Raw genomic sequence first — 21,135 nt, 5'->3', positions numbered from 1 at the left:
GTTTGAAAAGCAGGGGTTTCGGCGAGTCGTCGGTAGGGCCCCATGCGCCCCCCGGACCAGAGGAGCGACGATGTCGGACAATACTTTCGATCTGGAAATCCTGAGTGCCTGGACTACTTTCGAAACTCATCTCGCTCGCTACATCTCCGTGATGGAGGACGACGACACCCTCGTGGTGGAATCGCATTACGACAGCATGGACGAACTGGCCGACGCACCCGCGTGCATCCAGTTCTTCGCATGGAACCAGACCTCCGTGCGCTGCGAAGTTCCTTCCAACAGGTTTCTGCATCCACTGCGGATGCTCGAACCGGAAGACCACTCCGCGTTGCTCGACATGGGGTTCAACGCTCCCGACCTGTGCGAGCACGAGCCCGAGGGCAATGGGTCCATGTCCTTCTACATCGACGTCGACCGCGCTCATCCCGAGGAATTGGTGACGAAGGTGCTGCGCGTCTTCCGCGAGATGTGGAGCATCGCTCACCCGTCGTTCCTACGTGCCAGCACCAGTGGACGCGAGTCGACGCCTGCCTTCGCCACGACGCCGTCGCACGCGCCCTCGGGTTCGGGCGACATGCTGCGGATCCTCGTCGACGGGGCCGTCGAACGCCTTCTCGGTCATCCGCCCAAGCGTGACGACGACGGCGACATCCCATTGGTCCGGGGTGAGCAGGTCACCTATGTGCGCGTCCTCGAAGACGACGAGTACGTGGAGGTGTTCTCGCGGGTCGTGCATTCGGTCGAGAACCTCGACAACGCTGCTGTTGTTCTTGCACAGCTCAATCGGCAGTGGCCGACCATCAAGCTCATTCTCGTCGAGCAGAGTGTGCTCGGCGTGGTCCGCGTGGACGGTGCACCCTTCGTCGCCGAGCACCTCCTCCGGGCTCTGCGCTCGTTCGCCGAATTGGCCGAAGCTTCGGACGAACTCGCCGAAGAACTGGGCGGGCAACCTATCCGCGCAACCGGAGACACTGCCTTCAACGACGGTATGGCCTCCGAGCACGAAGATCCCGGTGCCGAATACGAGTCACACGAGTGCCACGAATTTCCCCCGGCACTCATGGCGCTCCTCGAACTCGACGCGGACGGAACGGGCGAGCTCAGCGCCGAAGAAGTTGCCGTGATCTGTGAACACGACCGCGACACCATTCTCGACTACCTGCGGATCAGTCAGGAGCAGGAGACGGCGTGGCACGAGGCGTTGACCGAGTCCATCCGACGCAAGGACGACGACACCGACCTGTGTGCGGGCGAGAAGCGCGCGTGGACGCACGCGATCCGCAATCTCAGGCGCGGACTGCGCGTCGTCGTACTTCCCGCCAAGGATGCAGCGCCGACGCAACTCGGCCTCTTCGACGATCAGGCCTGAAAGCCGGAAAATCGAGCGCAGCTTGTCAGCCCGGTAGCGGAATGACGATGCCAGGCAGGATCTCGATCTGACGCGGCAACTGGGGGAGCGGCGGCACTTCGATCGGGGGTAAGCCCGGAATCTCGATGGGTGCCGGGGGAGCGGCCGCGCCCGTCGTGGGCGTACCCGTCCCGTCACCCGAGGTCACGCCGGAGTTGGCGGGAACACCAGCCTGACCACCGATGGGGTCCGGCCACGGGAAGCTCTCCCAGTCGGAACCCTTCAGCGCGCCGTCCATCGTGCTCTTCCAAATATCGGCAGGCACTCCGGAGCCGTAGATCAAACCACCGTAGGAGTTGGTGATGGCTTGCGCGTCGGAGGTTCCGATCCACACCGCGGTGGACAGCGACGGCGTGTACCCGACCATCCACGCATCCTTGTTCTGGCCCGTGTCACCGAGCTGCGCGGTACCGGTCTTGGCGGCAGACGGGCGTCCACCGGCAAGCGCGTGACCGTTCGAGTACGACGCGATCGGCATCATCGCCTGCGTGACGTTGTCGGCAACGGCAGCATCGAGACGACGCTCACCGGGAGACACCGGGCGATCGAGCAGGACTTCACCTTCAGCCGTCACGACCTTCTGGATGAAGTGCGGCTGCTGGTACACGCCTGAGTTGGCGAGCGTCGCATACGCGGACGCCATGTCGATGACGCGAGACTGATACTGGCCGAGCACGATTCCGTTCTCCGGCGGACCACCCTCTTGCGTGAGCGTCGGGTAGTCGAGTCCGGGAATGTGTTCGGGTAGTCCGGCCAGGTGAGCGGCGTCGGCGATCTTCTGGGGACCGTTCTCCATCGAGAGCATCAACCGGTAGAAGCTGGTGTTCAGCGAGCGCTTGAGTGCCTCGGCGATGGTGCATCGACCACAGGATTCGCCGCCGACGTTTCCGATCGTCACACCGTTGATCGTGAGCGGTGAACTGTCGAACCGTGCGGACAGCGGAATATCTTCCATCAACGCCGCGACCAGGCCGAAGACCTTGAACGCTGAACCGGTCTGCAACGGCGCCTGGGCGTAGTCGAAGCCGGCTCCGTCGTCACCGCCGTAATAGGCGTCGACGCCCCCGGTCTTGGGGTCGATCGACACAACAGCGGTCCGCAGGTCTTCCGGCTCGCCTTCGAGATTCCGCTTGACCGCGTTCAGCGCAGCTTCCTGCGCAACCGGGTCGATGGTCGTCGTGATCTGCAGGCCAGCGGTGTTCAACGTCTGATCGCTGATACCCGCCTCGGCCAGTTCCTTGAGTACCTGGGTCTTGATGTGGCCTTCGGGTCCTGGCGCCTGGTTCAGATCGGTCGGCCGATTGGCGGGGGCGACGGCCGGGAACTGCATCGCGTCGCGATCCGTCTTGGTCAGGCTGCCCAGTTCGACCATGCCGTTGAGAACGTAGTCCCAGCGTGCTTGCAGCGCGGACAGATTGGTCTCGGGGTCCAGGAACGACGGGCTCTGGATGACGGAGGCAAGAACAGCGCCTTCCTCGACGCTCAGCTCACTGACCGGCTTGTCGAAGTACGCGTTTGACGCGGCGGCGATGCCGTACGCACCGCGGCCGAAGTAGATGGTGTTGAGATACGCGGCAAGGATGTCGTCCTTGGACCACTCGCGCGCCATCTTCGCGGAGATGACGAGCTCACGCAGCTTTCGGTCGATACTGCGCTTGTCGCCCACCAACACGTTCTTCACGTATTGCTGTGTGATCGTCGAGCCACCGCCGGCGCTTTCCTTGCCCATCACGTTGTCGCGGGCAGCGCGAGCAAATCCGGAGATCGAGAAGCCGGGGTTGGTGTAGAAATTGCGATCCTCCGCCGAGAGCACCGAATCGCGGACGTGAATCGGGATGGCCGACAACGCGACCTCGGTCCGGTTTCCTTCCGCCGGCACCACTTTGCCCAGCACGGTCGTGCCGTCGGCCATGTAAATGGTGGACACCTGATTGGTCTGCATGTCAGAGGGGCGCGGGACGTCGGTCCGGCTGTACGCGACAGCAAAAACCGACGCGGGCACGATGACCATCAGGAGCACGAGAACGTAGATGGTCCGCCGGACGTACCGCCACTTCGAGCGCTGCTTCTTCGCGGGCTTGGCCGACTTGCTTGACCGGGGCGAATTAGCCGACTTGCCCGATCGAGCCGACGACTGATCGCCACCCGTCGCACTCGATCTGTTCGATGGACTCACTCAACACTCCCGGTCGTGGATCCGGACTTACCGGCACCATTCCACCAGGGTGATATCTCGATCAGATAACTCCCGGCAACTGCGATACCGAAATGTCACCCTACCGGGCTGGCTACTCGCGACGTTCTGCTCGGACCGCGTTCCGGTATCCGCGGAACGCCAGCCCGAGAGCGACGACGCAACCGAGCAGCACCAAAGACGGCATCACGCCGGGGTCACCCTTGGCGATCGCGACCACAGCGCCGATCAACGCCATGAGGGCGAAGACCGAGATGAAGCCGGCGATCAGCTCCATGCGCTGGGCGCGCGAAGCCCGCCTCATGTGAACCGCGCGCAGGCGCGCATCACGACTTGACGCCGCCTGCGGTCAGACCGGCGATGATGCGTCGCTGGAAGATGAGAACCATGATGACCAGCGGGACCATCACGAGGGTGCCGCCGGCCATGATCGAGGTGTACGGCGTGACGAATGGGTCCGTTCCGGAGAACTTGGCCATCGCCACCGTGACGGGCGCGGTCTTGTCACTCGAGAGTTGGAGCGAGAGCAGGTACTCGTTGACCGTTGCGATGAAGGCGAGGATCGCGGTGGTGAACAGTGCCGGCGCGGCGAGCGGCAGCATGATCAGGCGGAAGGCCTGGCCACGGGTTGCGCCGTCGATACGCGCCGCCTCTTCGAGTTCCCACGGGAGTTCGGAGAAGAACGACGTCAGCGTGTAGACCGTCAGCGGCAGCACGAACGAGATGTTCGGGATGATCAACGCTTTGTAGCTGCCGATCCAGCCGATGTCGGTGAACAACTGGAACAGCGGAGTCACAAGTGCGACGACCGGAAACATGGACGCGCCGAGGATGATTCCGGTGACGAAGTATTTGCCACGGAAATCGAAACGCGAGAGCGCGTACGCCGTGAACACGCCGATGACCAAGGCGATCAGCGTGGTCGCACCCGCGATGACGAGGCTGTTCATCAGTGCACGGGTGAAGTTCACCTTGGCGTCGGGATCGAGCGCCGCGGTGAAGTTGGAGAGCGTGAGATTGGTGGGCCACAGCGACGTCGAGAACGTGTCCGCCGGGTCGCGCAGCGCCGTCACGATCATCCAGTAGCAGGGAGCGAGTCCCCACACGATGATCAGTACGACGCCGATGTAGGTGCCGATCTTGCCGCGTAGTGCCTTGTTCATACCGGCTCCCCCTTCCGCTGCTTTTCCTGCGTGCTGACCGCATTGGCTCCGAGGAATCTGACCAGGATGAAGGCCACAGCGAAGATGATGAGGAACGTGATGGTGGACAGTGCCGACGCCGAATTGGCGCCGACGCGCATCTGATCGACCACCAGCACCGAGATGGTGGAGGTGGCCGGGTTGGATCCCATCATGATCGCGGGCAGGTCGTACATCCGCAGAGCGTCCATCGTGCGGAAGAGCACCGCCACCATGAGGGCGGGCTTGACCAGCGGGAGCGTGATCATGCGGAAACGCTGCCACGCCGTCGCGCCGTCGACCTTGGCGGCCTCGTAGACGTCGGCGGGAATCATCTGCAGACCCGCGAGGATCAGCAACGCCATGAAGGGCGCCGTCTTCCAGACGTCGGCGACGACGATCGCGAATCGTGCCGGCCAGGGATCGGCCGTCCACAGGATGTTGGTGCCGAGAATCTTGTTGGCGATGCCGTCGTTGGCGAAGATGAAGAACCAGAGCTTCGCGGTGACGGCGGTGGGGATGGCCCAGGGAATCAGCACGGAGGCGCGGAGCAAACCGCGTCCGCGGAACGTCTTGGCCATGATCAGCGCCATCGACAGACCGATCACCGTCTCGAGCAGGACGGTGACGACGGTGAAGCCGAACGTATTTCCGATCGACTGCCAGAACTGCGATCCGAGTGTGCCGGGCGGGCAGGGAATCGAGCCGTTGGCGGTGTTGCAGGACTGGGTGATCCAGTTCTTGTAGTTGTCGAACCACGTGAACTGACCGGTGACGAACATGCCGGTCTCGGGGTCGAGCTTCTTGCCGTCGCTGTGCATCGACATCCAGATCGCTCGTCCGAGCGGATACAGAATGATGACGGCGAGAACGATCAGCGACGGTGCGACGAACGCCCACACGGGAACTCGTCGACGCTTCTTCGGCTTGTCGGCCGACGCAGGCGGGGGCGAGGTCGGTGGAGGTGGAGTAGCTGCAAGGTCAGGCAGAACCTTGGTCAGGGATGTCCCTGCTGCCTCGGATGCCGACGGCTCTTCTAGCGGTTCCGGTGCACGGTGTCTCCCACCAACGCCCGAACGGTCGGGACCGGTTGAACCGGCCCCGACCGCGGGGTTGGTAGGCACAGCCGCGGAAGGATCCTGCGGTTCTGCCATTGCTTATTGCTCCTGGTAGATCAGTTACCGGCGGTTTCGATGCCGGCCTTGGTGTCCGCCAAAGCCTGCTCGACGGTCTTCTCGCCGCGAATAGCAGCGTAGGTGTTGTCGGAGATCGACTTCGACACCTGCGTGTAGTACGGCGTGACGGGACGCGGCTGAGCGGTAGCGAGTGCTTCCTTCAGGGTCGCGAAGTACGGGAACTGAGCGAGCACTGCCGGGTCGTCGTAGACAGCCGAGAGGACGGGTGCGCCGCCGACCTCGGTGAAGTACGTCTGCGACTTCTTGGTCTGCATGAACTCGAGGAAGTCACGAGCCGTTGCCGGTGCGTCCGAGTACGCGCTGATGCCGACGTTGTAGCCACCGACCGTCGAAGCACCCGGTCCGTCGACACCCGGAAGAACGGTGTAGCCGTACTTGCCGGCAACCGAGGTCTTCTCACCGTCGACCGAGAAGCCGGACCACGTGCGCATGAAGAGTGCCTTGCCGTCGCCGAATGCGGTCTGCGACTCGCCCTCGGAGTAGGTCAGTGCTTCCTGCGGGATGGTGTTGTCGGCGAAGTTGTCGACGATCGACTGAACGCCAGCCTTCGTCTTGTCGTCGATGGCCGGGGTGAGTCCGTCCGGGCCGACCCACGGGCCGTCGAAGGCGTTGGTGATCTCGGTGGTGTTCACCGTCAGGCCCTCGTAGTTCTTGAACTGACCGATGTAGCAGGAGATGCCGGCTTCGACAGCCTTCGGGCAGTTTTCCTTGAGCTCGGCCCACGTGGTGGGAGCCTTCTCGACGAGGTCCTTGCGGTAGTACAGGAACGCGGCGTTGGTGTTCTTCGGCGCTGCGTAGAGCTTGCCGTTGTAGGTGCCCGAAGCGACGGTCGACGGCAGGAGGCCGGACTCGTCGATCGCGAGGTCACCCTCGAGCGGCAGCAGCCAACCGTTTGCGGCGAACTGGGCGGTGTTGACGACGTCGACGCCGATGAGGTCGTACTCGTCGCTCTTGGCCTGCATGCGCTGGGTGATGTCGTCGACCTGCGCGTTGGCTTCCTTGGCCAGCGGCTTGAGCGTCACCTTCTCGTCCGGATGCTCGGCATTCCAGTCGGTGATGATGTTTTCGAGCGCCTCGTTCAGGGCATCCTGCCCCTCGACGATCGTGATGGGTCCGCGGCCTTCGCTCGAGGACGATCCCCCGGATGCGGCCGTCGTGCTGGTTCCGCTGTCCTTGTCCGAATCGGACGAGCAGCCCGCCAGTACCAGCATGGACGCTGCCGTGGCTGCAATTGCAGCGCGGCGCATCGCCTTCGAGTTCAGAACCATGGATTCGCTCCCCGTATGTGTATGACAAATAGACGGTCACCGAGAGCCTGCTCACGGCATGCGCCATGAGTGCCGGCTCCCGGCATCGGCCCCTACTGTGGCACGAGACACCCGTACTTGTGGGTATTACGCCGAACCTGAATCGGTCATGTGTCGTTTGACAGGTCGACCTAACCCAGGCGACGCCCGTCGGTGGTGGCAAAAATGTGCACCTTCTCGGGGTCGACGCGCAGGTTGACGCGCTCGCCCTTCTGCGGCGGATTGCGCCAGTCACCACGCGAGACGATCTGCTGCAACCGTCCGCCGATCGTGGTCCGGCCGTAGACGTAGGCGTCCGAGCCGAGTTCCTCGACGACGTCGACCTCCATCGGCAGACCTTCGGCGGCGATCTCGAGGTGCTCGGGGCGAATACCCAGGACAACCTCGGTTTCGACGACGCCGTTCATCGTCTCGCGCGGAACCGGAACGATCCCGTCACCGAATGCGACGCCGCCGTCGACGACCGGGAGGGTGAAGAGGTTCATCGCGGGCGAACCCATGAAGCCGGCGACGAAGACGTTCTTCGGCTTGTTGTAGAGCTCGCGCGGCGAGGCGCACTGCTGCAGGATTCCCTTTTCGAGGACGGCGACGCGGTCACCCATCGTCATGGCCTCGACCTGGTCGTGGGTCACGTAAACCATCGTCGTCGCGAGGCGTCGTTGCAGCTGAGCGATCTGCGTACGCGTCTGCACGCGGAGTTTCGCGTCGAGGTTCGAGAGCGGCTCGTCCATGAGGAAGACCTGCGGCTGGCGGACGATGGCGCGGCCCATCGCCACTCGCTGACGCTGACCGCCGGACAGCGCTTTGGGCTTGCGATCGAGGTACGGCTCGAGATCGAGCATCTTCGCGACCTCTTCGACGCGGGCGCGGATCTCCGTCTTGTTGGTTCCGGCGAGCTTGAGCGCAAAACCCATGTTCTCGGCCACCGACATGTGCGGGTACAGCGCGTAGTTCTGGAAAACCATCGCGATGTCGCGCTCTTTCGGCTCCTGACCGGTGACGTCTCGGTCGCCGATGAGGATGCGTCCGCTGTGGACGTCTTCGAGCCCGGCGAGCATGCGCAGGGTGGTCGACTTTCCGCAGCCGGAGGGTCCGACGAGGACGAGAAACTCGCCGTCCTCGATCTCGAGGTCGAGCTTGTCCACTGCCGGAGTGTTCGATCCGGGGAACAGGCAGGTGGTGCTCTCGAAAGTCACTGAAGCCATGACGGGGTTGATCCCTTCTACCGGCAGGAACGTGCCGGACGATCCAAGTTGAGGGTGAGCGTGTGCGCTAGCAGCATAAACGTCCGTGTCGGCGCGCGAGCGTAGTCTTTCACGGTGAGTTCGGAGAAGATGCTGACCCGCATCGGTGCGCTGCTTCGCCAAGCGGAGTCCACCGACAATCCACACGAAGGTGAAGCCTTCATGGCCGCCGCTCAGCGGTTGGCCACCGGTTCCGCGATCGACCTGGCGGTCGCGCGTGCGCACACCGCGTCTTCGGAAAAACGTGCGACGCCCACGCAACGGCTCATCACCATCGGCGAACCGGGCAAGCGCGGACTGCGAACGTACGCCCAGTTGTTCATCGCGATCGCCGCTGCCAACGACGTACAGTGCGACATCGCGCAGACGTCGGCCGTCATCTACGCCTACGGCTTCGCCGGTGACATCGACGTGTGCGAAGCGCTGTACTCGAGCCTGCTCTTCCAGATGGTCCGTGACTCCGACGCGTACGTGCGCTCCGGGGCGTACCGCGGCGAAACGTCCGTGCGGACCGTCGTCGAAACTCGTGGACGACGACGCGTCAACACGCAGGTCCGCAAGCCGGTGGCCGGAGTGACGGCGCGCCTGAACTTCCAGATGGCGTATGCGTCCCGCATCGGCGCTCGGTTGGCCGAGACGAAGCAGGAGACGGAGAAGGCCGCGATCGCCGAATCTGTCGCGTCGTCCTCGGAAACTGCACTCGTGCTGCGTAACAAGGAAGTCGAGCTCAAGGACTACTACACGTCCAACTCCAAAGCGCGTGGGACGTGGCGGGGCGGTGGCCGCGCGAGTGCCGGCCATTCCTCGCATGCTCGACGAGCGGGTGATCGGGCAGCGCGCTCCGCACGCCTGGGTAACCTTCCGGAAATCGGCGGGGTGCGCGGGCAACTCGACTCATGAGGGATACCCAGCGCAGTGCGGTTTACGAGGCAGAGACGTTGGTACGCACCATGTTCGATCGCGCCGACGAGCGCGGACTCCGGAGCGTCGAGGTCATGGGTTCCACCATCACGCTGCCGGTCGAGCGCAAATTCGGCTCCGTGGAGTCGGTACAGACGTACTGCGATCAGCTACTCGGATTGAACTGGGTACGGGAGACCTGGCCTCGCGCAACCGTTTCGGTGTCCGTGCGATCCCGAGCCGGCAACGCTGCCGCCCACTACTCGAACGACGTCATCGCCGTTCCGGACGACCGTGACGGCCGGTGGGCACTGCGCGAATTCGTTGTCCTGCACGAACTCGCGCACCACCTCGGCGACCCCGCCTCCGACGAGGCCTCCCACGGGCCCGAGTTCGTCGACCGCTACACGAGCCTTGTCGGCGAGATCATCGGACCCGAGGCGGCCTTCGTTCTTCGAGCGATGTTTCTTGCCGGTGGTGTTCGAACGGACTAGATGTCAGCCCTCGGCGAACCCGGTGGTGTGCGAACCGGTCGGCTGGAATACTCGGCCTATGGATGCGCCGCGCAGATTAGTCCTGGTCAAGGATGGGTCCGAACATCCCGATCCAGCTGTTGCCGTGCGCAAACCCCCACTGATTCGTGAAGCCTACGGACGAGTGCTGCGGGAGGTTCGACGCGATCAGGACCGAACTCTCGACGACGTCGCCGCAGAGGTCGGGATGTCGAAGCAGTACCTGTCCGAGATCGAACGGGGCAAGAAGGAACCGTCGTCGGAAATTCTGCGCGCAATTTGCGAAGCGCTCGGGATGCCGCTCGAGCATCTGCTGTTCCGAGCGGGCAACCGGATCGTTGCGCTCAACTCCCTCACCTTCGGGCACTCTCCCGCACCGATCTCGGGTCCCGTCCTGATGGCGGCCTAATCAGTAGGGCGACCCAGTCAGTTCCCTTCGATGAGGGTGTCGGCCAGTCCGTAGGAGATTGCGTCGTCGGCGGTGAAGATCCTGTCGCGATCGGTGTCCTTACGCAATCGCTCGACGCTCTGACCGGTGTGCTTACTCAAAATCGCCTCGGTCTGCTCCCGGATTCGCAAGATCTCCGCAGCTTGAAGCGCGAGATCCGAGATGGTGCCACTACCTTGCGTCGACGGCTGGTGCAGCAGCACCCGCGAATGGGCGAGAACATGCCGATGGCCGGGAGTACCAGCGGCCAGAAGCACTGCAGCAGCCGACGCCGCTTGCCCCATGCAGTACGTGGAAATCGTCGGTTTCAAGAACTGCATGGTGTCGTAGATCGCGAGCATCGCCGTGGTGGAACCGCCGGGGGAGTTGATGTACAAACCGATTTCGCGATCCGGGTTGTCGGCCTGCAGGTGCAGCATCTGAGCCATCACGACATTGGCGACGCCGTCGTCGATCTCCGTGCCCAGAAAGACGATGCGCTCGTTGAGCAGCCTGCTGAAGATGTCGAAAGACCGCTCACCCGTTGGTGTTCGCTCGATGACACTGGGAATCGTGTACTGGGACATGATGTCACAATCCGATCTTGGGGAAGGTGGCTTGCGGGGCGATCTCGGCGAAGGACGTCACGACGCGGTCGACAATTCCGTATTCGCGCGCCTGCTCGGCGGTGAACCAACGGTCTCGATCGCTGTCGGTCTCGATCTCTTCGACGGTCCGGCCCGTTTCGGCGGCAAGGATTTCCTGCGATTGACGCTTCATCAGCTCGAGGCTCTCGGCCTGAATCGCGATGTCCACCGCAGTCCCACCAATACCTGCGGAAGGTTGATGCATCATGATGCGGCTGTGCGCCAGGCTGATTCGCTTGCCGTGGGTGCCGGAGCAGAGGAGCACCTGGCCCATGCTCGCCGCGAAGCCCATCGCGACCGTCACGACGTCATTGGGGATGAGCTTCATGGTGTCGTAGATGGCCAGACCGGCAAACACCGATCCGCCGGGTGAATTGATGTAGAGCACGATGTCGCGCTTGGGGTCGGTGGTGGCGAGGAGTACCAGTTCCGAACACACGCGTTCGGCCATGGCGTCGTTGACCTCGCCGGTGAGCAGGATGGTTCGCTGTCGGAAGAGCCTGTCTGTCAACAGGTCACGGTAGCCGGTATCGGTGGGCGCTTCGGTAGTCATGAATCCATTCCTACCGGCGCGGCGGTGCCGGACCCACGCCTGTCTGCTGTGGGCAGACCACCCCTGTCTGCACCCCCAGTTTGTGCCCCCATGTTTGCGCCCCCCTGCTTGGGTCCCACCCCGTTTCTGAGCGAACGGCATGTTCAGTCGATCTAAGGCGCCGAAAGTGCCGTTCGCTCGAAACGGGGTGGGAAGAATGCAGGCATACCGGTCACCAACTGCGGCGGTAGCGGTACCGCGCACACCCGGCCATGATGGGAGAAGACAACCATTCCTCTCGTCAGGAGCGTGGCATGACTCGTCCGGTACGCATCGGTGTTCAACTCCAACCCCAGCACGCACCCGACTACGGGTTGATACGCGACGCCGTCTTGCGGTCCGAGGACGCTGGAGTGGACATCGTCTTCAACTGGGACCACTTCTACCCGTTGACCGGCGATCCCGACGGAGCCCACTTCGAATGCTGGACCATGCTCGGCGCCTGGGCCGAGCAGACCGAACGCGTCGAGATCGGCGCCCTGGTCACCGGTGGTGGCTACCGCAATCCGGATCTGCTGGCCGACATGGCGCGAACCGTCGACCACATCAGCGGTGGGCGCCTGATCCTCGGTATCGGTGCCGGTTGGTTCGAGAAGGACTACGACCAGTTCGGATACGACTTCGGCACTCCCGGTTCACGGCTGAAACTGCTTGGCGAATACCTCCCCCGCATCACGGGCCGCCTGGCGAAGGGCAACCCGCCGCCGACGCGCAACATCCCGGTCCTCATCGGCGGTGGCGGTGAGAAGAAGACCCTGCGCCTGGTCGCCGAGTACGCCGACGTCTGGCACAGCTTCGGCGACCGTGAGACACACCTGCGCAAGTCGGACATCCTCTCCGACCATTGCGCCGACGTGGGCCGGAACCCGCTGGAAGTAGAGCACTCGGTTCCGTGGCCTGGGCTCGAAAATGCAGCCGACCTGGTCGCCGACGGTGTCTCGCTCTTCACCGTCGGCGTCAGCGGACCTGACTACGACCTGACGACGCTTGTCGAGGCCATCGGCTGGCGCGACGACAACACGGCACCTGCATTGAGCGGGCTGGCCTGAGCGGTACCGAGGACTTCGTCGTTGTCGGCGCCGAGAACGGGCGGCGCCGACGTCAGACGTGGCCTCTGGCCGGAGAAGTTGACCGGGAAGGCCACTTGCTTCAACGGTCCGAGCGTCGGATGGTCGACGGTTCCGACCATTCCGAGCGCGGCAGTGTGGGGATCGGAGTAGATCTCGTCGAGATGCCGGATCGGTGAGACCGGTACAGCGCGTTCGGCGAGAAGAGCGCACCAGTGTTCGACGGTCTCCGATGCGAAGGCGCTGGTGAGTTCTCGTTCCAGACTCTCGCGGTTCTCCACTCTGTCGCGGTTGTGGGCAAAACGCGGATCGGTGACCAGTTCACTCCTTCCGATGGCCTCGCACAGCGACGCCCACATCCCGTCGTTGCCGACAGCGATGACGAAGTACCCGTCGCTGGCAGGAAATGCTTGATACGGAGCAAGATTCGGATGACCGGAGCCCAACGCAGTCGGGCGCTCACCGGTGGCGAAGTAACTGGTCGCCCAGTTCACGTGCATCGCGAGTTGGCACTCGTACAGCGACGTGGTCACGTACTGTCCGCGCCCGGTCCGGCCCCGCTCGACCAATGCAGCCAGCACCCCGACTAGTCCGAACAGCGCTGCACCCAAGTCCCCCAACGCAAATCCGGACTTCATCGGAGCACCACCTGGTTCACCGGTGAGCGACATGAGCCCACCCGCGGCTTGCGCGATCATGTCGTACCCCGGTTCGTCGCGCAACGGCCCTTCTTCACCGAAGGCAGAGATGTGCAGGGTGATCAGATGTGGGTATTGCTCGGACAGTGCCTGGTAGTCGAAGATCTTCTGTAATCCGCTGCCCGGCTTGAAGTTCTCCACGACCACGTCGGTCTCTTCGAGCATGCGGTGGATGATCGCCTGTCCTTCGGCAGACTTGAGGTCGATCGTCACCGACTTCTTGCCGCGGTTGATCGCGAGATAGTAGGCGGCATCGACCCCGACGAAGGGAGGTCCCCACGAACGTGTGGGGTCGCCGCCCTCGGGGTGCTCGATTTTGGTGACGTCCGCTCCGAGATCGGCAAGCGACATAGTTGCGTACGGTCCGGCAAGGATCTTCGACAGATCGAGAACGCGGACACCGGCGAGAGGTGCGGGTCCTTGGGGAGAATTCACCGGTGAACCCCTGCCACAGAGAGGAACTCGGCGACAACCTCGCGTGCGTCATCCAACTTGACGTCGCCGCCATCGGTAATCACGTCGAGATTGCCGAGCGCAGCCGACGGCACCTTCCCGGCAAGACCGGCCAGGTAGGAGTTCGCCACCAACAGCGACCGGTACCCGCCACCTTCTCGGATGCCGTGGTCCGCAAGATCGAAGAGCAGGGTCACCATGACGGTACGAGCCAACTCGTCGGCATATTTTGCGCTGGCGGCCTGGGCGGCATCGTCAGATCCGGCGATCAGACGATCTCCCTCCTCGACCAGTTCCTCCCAGCGCTGCAACAGAACTCCGGCGCCGGCGTCACAGTCAGGTCCGACAGTGGACAGGATGTCCGTCATCGCTGCCGCGACCGTGCGGTGCGAGCCGAACTTGCGAAGGCACCGAAGTACGTCCAGCGCAATGACATTGCTCGAGCCCTCCCAGATCGAGCCGAGGTGGGCGTCTCTCACGAGTCGCGCGTTCACCCATTCCTCGATGTAACCGTTGCCGCCGCGGACCTCCATTGCCTCGCCGGTGACCACCCGCGCGCGTTTGCAGACAAAGTGTTTGGCGATCGGCGTCAGTACCCTGATCAGCGCGCGCGCCTGTTCGTCCCCTCCGTCTGCAGCCTGAAGACACTGTGCGCTGTAGGCGACGAGAGCCAGCGAAGCCTCGGCATCGAGCGCAAGGGGAAGAAGTGTCGCACGCATCAGCGGCTGGTCGAAGAGCCTCTTACCGAACACGACTCGGCTCTTCGAATGTTCGACGGCTTCACGAACTGCTCGGCGCATGAGAGCGCTCGAACGCATCGCATTGGACAGGCGAGACGTGTTGACCATCTCCGCCATCTGGCGGAATCCTCGATCGAGTTCGCCGACCTGGAGTGCGTGCGCGCGGTTCAGCGTCACCTCGCCGCTCGGCATGGAACGCGTACCCAGCTTGTCCTTGAGACGATCGATCGTGAGGTTGTTGCGCTCGCCGGATCCCAAGGTCTTGGGCACCATGAACATTCCGACTCCACGCGTCGAACCATCCTGTCCGCCCGGGAACCTTGCGAGGGTGATGATCACATCGGCATCCGGGTTGGAGGCGAACCACTTCTTGCCCGTCAGAACCCATCCGTCACCGTCGCGCTCGGCGCGTGTTTCGGTGCAGGCGATGTCGGTGCCTGCCTGAATCTCGGTCATGAACATCGCACCCGTCTTCGCCTGCTCGGGGTCCGTCGACGTCAACGCGTCGATCCAGGGCGAGAACACGGCCGGATCACCGAACATACGCAGGGTCCGCGCAGCCGCATCGGTCATCGACACCGGGCAAGCAAGCCCGAACTCTGCCTGCACGAAGATGTACGACGCCAGGTACTTCGCGAGTGGAGCGGGCACGGAGTCCCATCCGTGCAAGCCTTTTCGATGCGACATCGCGGAAAGGCCGTACTCGTTGTACGCCGCCCGGCACAGTTCCAGGTAGGCCGGGTGATAAGAAATCCGGTCGACGCGATCACCGGCCTTGTCGAACTGCTGCAGCACAGGTGGGTTCTTGTCTGCGATGTCGGCAAGCTCGGACAACCGGCCGGCGGCATCTCGGCCCAGTCGGTCGAGCAAGGCGTTCAACGTCTCCCGGTTCGCCCCGACGGTCCATCTGTCCACAATCGCTTTCAGAGCAGGGTCGGTGTGTGCAAAGTTCATCAGTGGTCAACGCCTTTCAGGGTGGATGCGTCGGTCATGTTCGAGGAGTCCATCGCCTCGGGTCCAACAGCGTGCGAGTGCAGCGCACTCCTGCGCAACAAAGCAGTCATACAGACAAGGGAGAGAACGACATACACGAGCCCGAGAGCCACGACCGGCCAGATCGTGTTGGTTCGCGTCAGCAGATACTGGCTGACCATCGGGGCCGTTCCGGCAAATACGGCGGTCGACAATTGGTACGACAGAGAGATGCCGGTATACCGAACATTGGTGGGGAAAACCTGCGCCAGGATGCCGGCCAACGCGGCGTAATACATTGCGTGAGGCGCCGTCGCGAGGACCATACCCAGAATCGCCAAGGGCACGGAGCCCGTCTGAACCAGCACGAACATCAGTGGTAGGAGCACGATCTCCGGAAGCAGCATCCAACGGACCGCTTTCGACGGATCGATCCGCGTGGCCAGCACAGCACCGAAAGGCTGTACGAGCGCCTGGGCTACCAGTGCCACGGTGATCACGAGGAGGAAGTCACTACGCTCGAAGCCGAGATCCGTTGTCGCCCAGGAGAGCGCAAAGGTTGTCTTGACGTACGTGATGGCAACACCGGCAACCACAGCGCCGACGCCGAGAGCAAGTTCGACGGGATGCGAACGAAGGACCTCTACCAGCGGCATCCGTGTACGTTCTTGTGCCGCAACGGCCTTCTTCATCTCGGGTGTCTCAGAGATGTGCAGACGGATGTAGAGAGCGACGATCACCAAAGCTGCGGATCCGAGGAACGGCAGGCGCCAACCCCACGATTCGAACACCGAATCCGACATCAGAGTCAGGCCTAGGAATGCGAGCGTCGCGAGCAGATTACCGACCGGTGAACCCTGCTGCGCGAACGCGCCGTAGAGCACCTTCTTCTTCGGGGGAGCGAACTCGGTGGCGATCAGCACGGCGCCACCCCATTCGCCGCCCATGGCAATGCCCTGGAGAACACGCAGTGCCACAAGCAGTATCGGTGCCCAGATCCCGATCTGGGAGTACGTAGGGAGGAGACCGACACCGACAGTTCCCAACCCCATGAGCGCGAGGGTGATGATCACGGCGTTCTTGCGACCGAACTTGTCTCCGAAATGACCGAACACCACTCCGCCGACCGGACGAGCCACGAATCCCACGGCAAAAGTTGCGAAGGCTGCGAGTGTCCCCACCGCCGGCGACGCATCCGGGAAGAACAGCGGGCCGAGCACCAAGGCGGATGCGGTTCCGTAGATGTAGAAGTCGAACCATTCGATGGTCGTTCCGACAAACGCCGTGATTCCGGCCTTGCGTGCCTGTTTGGTGTTGTATTCAGGCGGATTGGTGTCTTGACCTGGGTTTTGATCCACGGTTCTCCCTGATTCTCGCGTCGGGCATCACCAAGGGATGCAATGTGAGGCGTGAATCACTATCGTCCGAAATCCATGTAGAGTCCAAGACTTAGTTCGACTCATTTATGTGGGAGAACCACATAATGAAGACCGGGAGGAGCGACATGGAATTGCGTCAGCTGCGCGCGTTTCTCGCAGTCGCCGACGAACTTCATTTCGGCCGGGCCGCCGAGCGACTCCACATCGGGCAGTCCCCGCTCAGCCAGACCATTCGCGCGCTCGAGCGCGAACTGGGCGCCGACCTGTTCGTCCGTACAACCAGATCAGTGCAACTGACAGCCGCCGGCGAAGCCTTGGTCACGCCAGCCAGGATCATCGAAGCGCAGATCGCCGTGGTACGAGAAATCGCATCGGCCGCTTCGACCGGCGAGACGGGCCGTGTCACAGTGGGTTTCGGCGGAACAGGCGGCTACACCGTCCTGTCGGCCCTGACACGGTCCTTGGCCGACTCCCATCCGGGAATCGAACTGGACCTACGGCCGCAGATGTACTCGGGTGAGGTGCTCGACGCTCTCCGACGCGGAGCACTGGACATGGGTATAGTCGGCCTGCCCATTCCGCGCGGATTCGAGACACACACGGTGCGGGAGGAAACCTTGATGGTCGCGGTTCCGGCCAGGCATCGCCTCGGTACGCATGACTCGGTGTCACCGGAAGACCTGGCAACCGAGCGATTCGTGATGTATCCCGCCGAGCACGGCTCGGTGGTGCGCGATGCAACATTGTCCGTCTGCGCCACAGCAGGTTTCACACCCACCGTCGCGCACGAAGCCCCCGATCCGTACAGCCTGTTGGCCATGGTCGGAGCGGGGGTCGGGATCGCCGTCGTCGTGGAGTCGACGGCGCATCTGTCCATGGACGGGGTCGTGTACCTGCCGATCGCCGGGGCCACGCCCACGCTGAAAATCGCGATGGCATGGCGACCGAACAATCCGACGCCGGCAGTACACACCGTCACGAGGGTACTGAGGGAGCAGCCTTAGGCTCTCGCGAGAATTCCGGCGAAATCTGTTCCCACAGGCAGAGTTCCGTACTCGTGACCACGGTCGGCGCCGAGGCGAGCGGCAATGAACGCATCGGACGAGGCGGCCGGGGAGTGGCGCACCATGAGCGAAGCCTGCAGTGCCAACGCCATAGCCTCGACGACGGTCCGAGCGCGGAACTGCGCGTCGGCGGGTGCCATCGTGGCGAGCTCACCGAGTTGGCGTCGTACCCGATCGAGGTGCTGATCGAGGACCGGGTTGTTGCCGCGAGCGAGGTTGACCTCGTGGTCGAAGGCGGCAACGGAATCGGGTTCACGGGTCATGGCGCGCAGGACATCGAGTGCGATGACGTTGCCCGACCCCTCCCACACGGCCATGACGGGCTGCTCACGGTAACGACGGGCGAGCGGGAAGTCCTCCGTGTAGCCGTTGCCGCCCAGGCATTCGAGCGCTTCGTAGGAGTGGTGCGGACCGCGCTTGCAGATCCAGTACTTCGCAACCGCCGTCGCGAGTCGGCGGAAAGCCTTCTCCTGCTCGTCCGCGTCCTCGTCCTGCGCACGGGCCAATCGCAGAGCGGTGATGGTCGCGGCCTCGGATTCGAGAGCCAGGTCGGCAAGCACCGACGTCATGGCCGGCTGATCTGCCAGGACGGCACCGAAAGCGCTGCGGTGCCGTGCATGCCACACTGCTTCGGCCACCGACTGACGCATACCTGCCGTGCTGCCAAGGATGCAGTCGAGTCGCGTCTGGGACACCATTTCGATGATGGTCCGCACACCGCGTCCCGGTTCACCGATCATGGTGCCGACGGTGCCGTCGAGTTCGATCTCGGACGACGCGTTGGACTTGTTGCCCAGCTTGTTCTTCAGACGCTGGATACGGAAGACGTTGCGTGTGCCGTCGGGCAGGATGCGGGGGAGAAGGAAGCAGGAAAGTCCCTCGCCGGCAGCACCTTCGGCCTGAGCGAGAACCAGGAAGGCGTCGGACATCGGCGCGGAGCAGAACCACTTGTGTCCGGTGAGGAGGTAGTCCGCACCCGGGCCGCCACGTCCGGCCGGCTTGGCGATGGTCGTGTTGGCTCGCACGTCGGAGCCACCCTGCTTTTCCGTCATCGACATTCCGAAGATCGCGGATGCCTTTCCGGGAGCATCTAACTCGGGGGTGTAACTCCGAGAAAGGGCACGCGGGGTCCAGATGGCGGCTACATCGGGTTGCAGCTCGAGCGAGGGGATCACAGCGTGCGTCATGGAGATCGGGCACGCGTGGCCCGGTTCGACCTGGGAGAAGAGCATGAATGCCGCGGCCCGAGCCACGTTGGCACCCGGCTTGGGGTCAGCCCAGGCAGATGTGTGAGCACCGTGCGCAACGGCGGCAGAGATGATCCGGTGATACGACGGATGGTATTCGACCTCGTCGATGCGGTTTCCCCAGCGATCGAAGGTCTTCAATTCGGGGATTACCGTGTTGGCCAGCTCGGCGTCGTGCTGGAACCCGGCACTGCCGACCAGTTCACCGATGTCGGTGAGTTCGCCGGTGGCCCAATCGGCGTCGTGACGTGCGACGCCTTCGGCCAGGACCGTATCGAGCAGGAACTCGTTGACGTCCGTGCGCGGCACCGACTGGTTGAGCACTGCATGGGTGCGATGCGGAGCCGGGTGGGTGACGGTCTTCTCGGAAATATCAGTCATGACAGGCCTTTCAGCTCGCTGCGCGGATGAGGTGCTTCTGGATCTTGCCGGTCGGTGTGCGCGGAAGGATGGTCGCGAACACCACCTCACGCGGAATCTTGTAGCGCGCCAATTTGTCCGAGAGGTAGTCCTTGATGTCGTCGGCGCTGATGACATCCGGTTCACGCCAGACGACGTGTGCGACGACGGTCTCGCCCCATTCTTCGTTGGGTTTTCCGACAACGGCGACGTCGACGACGTCCGGGTGGCCGGAGATCACGTCCTCGACCTCCTTGGAGTAGACGTTCTCGCCGCCCGTGATGATCATGTCCTTCGCGCGGTCGACGATGAAGAGGTAGCCGTCCACATCCTTGCGCGCCAGATCGCCGGTGCGATACCAACCGCCGTCGGCAAATGCAGCCTTCGTGGCAGCGGGGTCGTCGAGGTACCCCTGCATGACGGTGTCGGCGCGCAGCCAGATCTCACCGATCTGATCGGGCTCCGCGTCGGCACCGTCATCGGCAACCAGGCGCAGGTCGACGCCGGCCAGCGCGACGCGGCCGATCGAGCCCGCCTTGCTCAACTGCTCTTCGGGGTACAGCACAGTGCCCACTGGCCCGGTCTCGGTCATGCCGTAGACCTGCCGGAATTCGGTGGTGCCGTACGACTCCACCAGTCGCCGAGCGACATCTGCGCCGATCGGTCCCCCGCCGTACAACCACGCACGAACGCTTCCGAGGTTGTAGTCGGCAAAGTTCGGCACGAGGTTGAGTGCAGTAGTGTAGATGACCGGCGGGCCGAAGCAGAGGGTAATACGTTGTTCCTGAACAGTTTCCAGGAATTTGACGGGGTGGTACTCGCGCAGCAGCACGACGGTTCCGCCCATGTAGAGCGTGGACATGAACCAGTTGTTGAGCGGGGAAGCGTGCCAGATCGGGACGGCCATGAGCAGTCGCTCGTCCCGAGTCGTCGACACGGCGAGGGCCGCGGTGACGGCAACACCGACGACGTTGCGGTGGCTGTGGACGCAGCCCTTGGGCGAGCCGGTAGTCCCCGAGGTGTAGAGGATTTCAGCCGGATCGTTCTCGTCGATGTCGATACCGTCAACACCCTCCTGGCGGGTGATGGCGTCGTCGAAGAAGTCGAAACCGTCTGCGACAGAGTCCGTGCTGATCAGCTTGGCCGTTGTCTCCAGTCGACCGACAACCGGCGCCAACTCACCGTCGAAGACGCACACAGACACCTTCGCGTGTCCCAGCACGTAGGCAACTTCGGGCGTCTGCATCTTGTGATTGATGGGGACCACGACGGCGCCCAAGCGCCAGGCACCGAGCATCGCGTACACGAATCCCGGAGTGTTGTAACACATCAGCGCGACGCGGTCACCCGGCTGCACGCCCAGCGTCTGCAAATAGCCCGCGGCACGGCGACTTCCATCCTGAACCTGGGAGTACGTGTGATCGTGACCGCCTGCGATCAGGAAGGGTTTGTCCGGGGTCTTGGTGACGTTGCTGTCGAATACGCGAACGATATTCATCGAAGTCCTT

General features: G+C 63.2%; 19 protein-coding genes. 6 read left to right on the top strand and 13 right to left on the bottom strand.

Annotated elements, in window-relative coordinates; translation table 11 throughout:
* The first annotated feature begins 70 nt into the window (after positions 1-70).
* Positions 71-1,369, top strand: coding sequence for a hypothetical protein (locus ACFWEM_RS00195; RefSeq protein ID WP_317553928.1), 1,299 nt, complete (start codon positions 71-73; stop codon positions 1,367-1,369).
* A gap of 25 nt (positions 1,370-1,394) precedes the next feature.
* Here the strand turns inward: ACFWEM_RS00195 and ACFWEM_RS00190 are convergent, their stop codons facing one another.
* The 6 genes from ACFWEM_RS00190 to ACFWEM_RS00165 all read right to left on the bottom strand — a co-directional run bounded on the left by ACFWEM_RS00190 (position 1,395) and on the right by ACFWEM_RS00165 (position 8,491).
* On the bottom strand, positions 1,395-3,584 hold the full coding sequence (locus ACFWEM_RS00190; protein ID WP_378530041.1) for a transglycosylase domain-containing protein: 2,190 nt from the start codon (positions 3,582-3,584) through the stop codon (positions 1,395-1,397).
* A 112-nt stretch (positions 3,585-3,696) separates the two neighbouring features.
* A complete protein-coding gene (locus tag ACFWEM_RS00185; protein WP_378530039.1) occupies positions 3,697-3,906 on the bottom strand; it encodes a hypothetical protein in 210 nt (69 codons plus the stop codon).
* A 22-nt stretch (positions 3,907-3,928) separates the two neighbouring features.
* Entirely contained in the window at positions 3,929-4,765 is an 837-nt protein-coding gene (locus ACFWEM_RS00180; protein WP_378374740.1) for a carbohydrate ABC transporter permease, read from the bottom strand.
* The gene (locus ACFWEM_RS00175; protein WP_378530037.1) at positions 4,762-5,937 is read right to left on the bottom strand and encodes a carbohydrate ABC transporter permease; all 1,176 of its coding nucleotides are present in this window, start codon (positions 5,935-5,937) and stop codon (positions 4,762-4,764) included. Before ACFWEM_RS00175 ends, ACFWEM_RS00180 begins: the two co-directional genes overlap by 4 nt.
* A gap of 20 nt (positions 5,938-5,957) precedes the next feature.
* The gene (locus tag ACFWEM_RS00170; RefSeq protein ID WP_003946022.1) at positions 5,958-7,247 is read right to left on the bottom strand and encodes an ABC transporter substrate-binding protein; all 1,290 of its coding nucleotides are present in this window, start codon (positions 7,245-7,247) and stop codon (positions 5,958-5,960) included.
* 170 nt (positions 7,248-7,417) lie between these two features.
* A complete protein-coding gene (locus ACFWEM_RS00165; RefSeq protein ID WP_003946073.1) occupies positions 7,418-8,491 on the bottom strand; it encodes an ABC transporter ATP-binding protein in 1,074 nt (357 codons plus the stop codon).
* Positions 8,492-8,605: 114 nt separating this feature from the next.
* Here ACFWEM_RS00165 and ACFWEM_RS00160 point away from each other — a divergent pair, with 114 nt between their 5' ends.
* The 3 genes from ACFWEM_RS00160 to ACFWEM_RS00150 are packed head-to-tail and all read left to right on the top strand — an operon-like array spanning position 8,606 to position 10,351.
* On the top strand, positions 8,606-9,430 hold the full coding sequence (locus tag ACFWEM_RS00160) for a DUF2786 domain-containing protein (protein WP_378530035.1): 825 nt from the start codon (positions 8,606-8,608) through the stop codon (positions 9,428-9,430).
* Positions 9,427-9,924: a TIGR04338 family metallohydrolase gene (locus ACFWEM_RS00155; RefSeq protein WP_378530033.1), complete on the top strand. Its 498-nt coding sequence runs from the start codon at positions 9,427-9,429 to the stop codon at positions 9,922-9,924. The genes ACFWEM_RS00160 and ACFWEM_RS00155 overlap by 4 nt, the downstream gene beginning before the upstream one ends.
* A 58-nt stretch (positions 9,925-9,982) precedes the next feature.
* On the top strand, positions 9,983-10,351 hold the full coding sequence (locus ACFWEM_RS00150; protein ID WP_378530031.1) for a helix-turn-helix domain-containing protein: 369 nt from the start codon (positions 9,983-9,985) through the stop codon (positions 10,349-10,351).
* Positions 10,352-10,368: 17 nt separating this feature from the next.
* Here the strand turns inward: ACFWEM_RS00150 and ACFWEM_RS00145 are convergent, their stop codons facing one another.
* Together ACFWEM_RS00145 and ACFWEM_RS00140 are read right to left on the bottom strand one after the other, a co-directional pair.
* Positions 10,369-10,956, bottom strand: coding sequence for an ATP-dependent Clp protease proteolytic subunit (locus tag ACFWEM_RS00145; RefSeq protein ID WP_003945993.1), 588 nt, complete (start codon positions 10,954-10,956; stop codon positions 10,369-10,371).
* A 4-nt stretch (positions 10,957-10,960) separates the two neighbouring features.
* A complete protein-coding gene (locus ACFWEM_RS00140; RefSeq protein ID WP_020909763.1) occupies positions 10,961-11,569 on the bottom strand; it encodes a ClpP family protease in 609 nt (202 codons plus the stop codon).
* Positions 11,570-11,862: 293 nt separating this feature from the next.
* Here ACFWEM_RS00140 and ACFWEM_RS00135 point away from each other — a divergent pair, with 293 nt between their 5' ends.
* Positions 11,863-12,657, top strand: coding sequence for an LLM class F420-dependent oxidoreductase (locus ACFWEM_RS00135; RefSeq protein ID WP_378530029.1), 795 nt, complete (start codon positions 11,863-11,865; stop codon positions 12,655-12,657).
* On the opposite strand, the gene ACFWEM_RS00130 is transcribed toward ACFWEM_RS00135, so the two are convergent.
* Genes ACFWEM_RS00130 through ACFWEM_RS00120 form a run of 3 tightly spaced genes read right to left on the bottom strand, consistent with a single transcriptional unit; the run spans position 12,579 to position 16,896 of the window.
* Positions 12,579-13,808 (bottom strand): CaiB/BaiF CoA transferase family protein, encoded by a 1,230-nt coding sequence (locus ACFWEM_RS00130; RefSeq protein ID WP_378530027.1) that lies wholly within the window; start codon positions 13,806-13,808, stop codon positions 12,579-12,581. The two genes, ACFWEM_RS00135 and ACFWEM_RS00130, sit on opposite strands and share 79 nt — an antisense overlap.
* On the bottom strand, positions 13,805-15,520 hold the full coding sequence (locus ACFWEM_RS00125) for an acyl-CoA dehydrogenase family protein (RefSeq protein WP_378530024.1): 1,716 nt from the start codon (positions 15,518-15,520) through the stop codon (positions 13,805-13,807). Before ACFWEM_RS00125 ends, ACFWEM_RS00130 begins: the two co-directional genes overlap by 4 nt.
* Complete coding sequence (locus ACFWEM_RS00120; RefSeq protein WP_378530022.1) at positions 15,520-16,896, bottom strand: MFS transporter; 1,377 nt, start codon at positions 16,894-16,896, stop codon at positions 15,520-15,522. Before ACFWEM_RS00120 ends, ACFWEM_RS00125 begins: the two co-directional genes overlap by 1 nt.
* Positions 16,897-17,042: 146 nt before the next feature.
* Between ACFWEM_RS00120 and ACFWEM_RS00115 the strand changes: the two genes are divergently transcribed.
* Entirely contained in the window at positions 17,043-17,921 is an 879-nt protein-coding gene (locus tag ACFWEM_RS00115; protein ID WP_378530020.1) for a LysR family transcriptional regulator, read from the top strand.
* Here ACFWEM_RS00115 and ACFWEM_RS00110 read toward each other — a convergent pair.
* Positions 17,918-19,609 (bottom strand): acyl-CoA dehydrogenase family protein, encoded by a 1,692-nt coding sequence (locus ACFWEM_RS00110; RefSeq protein ID WP_378530017.1) that lies wholly within the window; start codon positions 19,607-19,609, stop codon positions 17,918-17,920. The genes ACFWEM_RS00115 and ACFWEM_RS00110 overlap by 4 nt on opposite strands.
* A gap of 10 nt (positions 19,610-19,619) precedes the next feature.
* Positions 19,620-21,125 (bottom strand): class I adenylate-forming enzyme family protein, encoded by a 1,506-nt coding sequence (locus ACFWEM_RS00105; RefSeq protein ID WP_378530015.1) that lies wholly within the window; start codon positions 21,123-21,125, stop codon positions 19,620-19,622.
* Between the last annotated feature and the right edge of the window lie 10 nt (positions 21,126-21,135).

The sequence above is a fragment of the Rhodococcus sp. NPDC060176 genome (genome assembly GCF_042728675.1).
Lineage (GTDB): Bacteria > Actinomycetota > Actinomycetes > Mycobacteriales > Mycobacteriaceae > Rhodococcus_F.
Note: the sequence above shows the minus strand (reverse complement) of the source record. Positions and strands in the feature narration are given on the sequence as shown.